1 pseudogene is annotated in these 1,839 nt (G+C 72.9%); it reads right to left on the bottom strand.

Annotation, left to right across the window (positions count from 1 at the left end):
* Nucleotides 1–1,702 (bottom strand): annotated as a pseudogene (locus tag U9977_RS26365) (tetratricopeptide repeat protein); the annotation flags it as partial.
* Between the last annotated feature and the right edge of the window lie 137 nt (nucleotides 1,703–1,839).

Raw genomic sequence — 1,839 nt, 5'->3', positions numbered from 1 at the left:
GCGCCTCCTCCCGCCGGCCCAGCTCCGACAGCCAGATGCCGAGGTTGGACAGGGAACCGGCGAGGCCGGGTTCGAACGCGGCCCGGTTCGCCGCGGCCAGCCGCCGGTAGATCTTGACGGCCTGTTCGGTCGCGGCCAGGGCCTCCTCCCGCCGGCCGGCATGGTCGAGTCGCCAGGCGAGCCGTTCATGCAACCGGGCCCGGTCGGCCGGGTCGCTGGCCTGAGCGAGCCGGTGGGTGTGCAGCCGGGAGGCGACCGCGGCGATGCCCACGTCCAACTCGACATGACGATGGTCGGGGAACAGTTGTTCCACCGCCTCCAACAGCTCAACGTCGACATCGTCCCAGGATGCGAGGCTGACCAGCACCGGCGTGCCGCCCGCAACAGCAAGATCGGGGCGGTCACGTAGCACCGTCGCGAGCCAGGCGCCGACATGCGGCCAGCGTTTCGCGGTCTCCACCAAAACGGTCAACGCCCGACCCAGATACACCGGCGGCGTCTCGGTCCCAACCGTCAGCAGCCGCGGCAGCGCCGTCGTCGTCCACGGGTCCGGATCGAAATCCTGCCCGTCGCCGGCGCCGGGGAGTTGCAGCGCGAGGAAATCCTCCCCCAACCGGTCCGGATACAGCGGTTCCAACAGCAACGCACGGTCCGCCCGCGGATAACACAGGGCATGATCGTCCAGAATCTGTCCGGCGGTGTCCTCGGCAGCGGCCAGCCCGACCCGCTGGAGCACACCGGCCGCCAGGTCATGGGGCAGCGGCCGGGTCAGCGTCGCGGTGAACACCGCCCGCCCCATTACCCGCGGGCCGGTCACCATCGGCTGCGCGGCCTTGTCATGCAGCCGCCGCCAATGATCCCACTCCCGGCCCAGCAGATACGCCGACAGCGCGCCCGGTCCGGCCGGGGTGGGCCGCCCGGACCGGGCCGCGTCCACCGCGACCAACGCCGCCATGTGCACCGTCAGCACCAACGCGAATGCCTCGTCGTCCGCCAACCCGACCGGCGGACCAACAGCGGCGACGTCGGCCACCCCGAGCAGGTCGGCGAACCGGGCCGCCGCCGCGGTGAACAACCCGGCCCGGGTCGTCTCTCCCGCCGCGACCGGGCCAAGCGGCTGCTGGCTGACCCCGGCATTCTTCTCACCGAGCCGGTGCGCCAGCGACCGCCACCAGTCCGCCGCCGGCCGGGCCACCAACAGCACCCGCACCGGCAGCCCGGCGGGAATGCGCCGGTCCGCCAGCAACGCGACCACGTCCCCCAACGGCCACCGCTCGGCGTAGTCCACAACGATCAGCACCCCGCGCCCGGCGGGCAGCGGGCCCTGGTCCGCCGTCCGGCTCGGCTCCTGACGGGCCGTCCACACCGCCCACCCCGCCACGGCGGACTCGGCGGCGAACTGCGCCGCCAGCCGGGTCTTGCCCTGCCCGCCCGGACCGTGGACCAGCCGCACCGCCAGCCCCGACCCGCCGTCACGCCACCCCGCCAGGTCCGCGAGGTCATCCTCCCGGCCGGCGAACCGCACCAGCCGGTACCGGACGGACAGCAACCGGCTCGGCGCCTCCCACACCGACGCCGGCAGCACCGGTGCCTCGATCGGAAACGGCACCAGCTGATAGCCCGGCTGCGAGCCGTAGAAATACTGCTTCTCCGCCGCATAAAGGTCACGGCCGGCAACGTTGACCCGTTCGCCGGCTGCCATCAACCGCCGCCGACCGCCCGCCGTAACCGCACCTCAGGCATCCGGCCGGTGGCCACCCGTCCCGTAGAACACCTGCGAACCGCGCTGCACCGCGTACACGTCCCGGCCCGCCGTGTTGGTCTGCACCCACGCCTGTT

Source organism: Protofrankia sp. Cas8, from assembly GCF_963555845.1.
Classification (GTDB): Bacteria; Actinomycetota; Actinomycetes; order Frankiales; family Frankiaceae; genus Protofrankia.
Note: the sequence above shows the minus strand (reverse complement) of the source record. Positions and strands in the feature narration are given on the sequence as shown.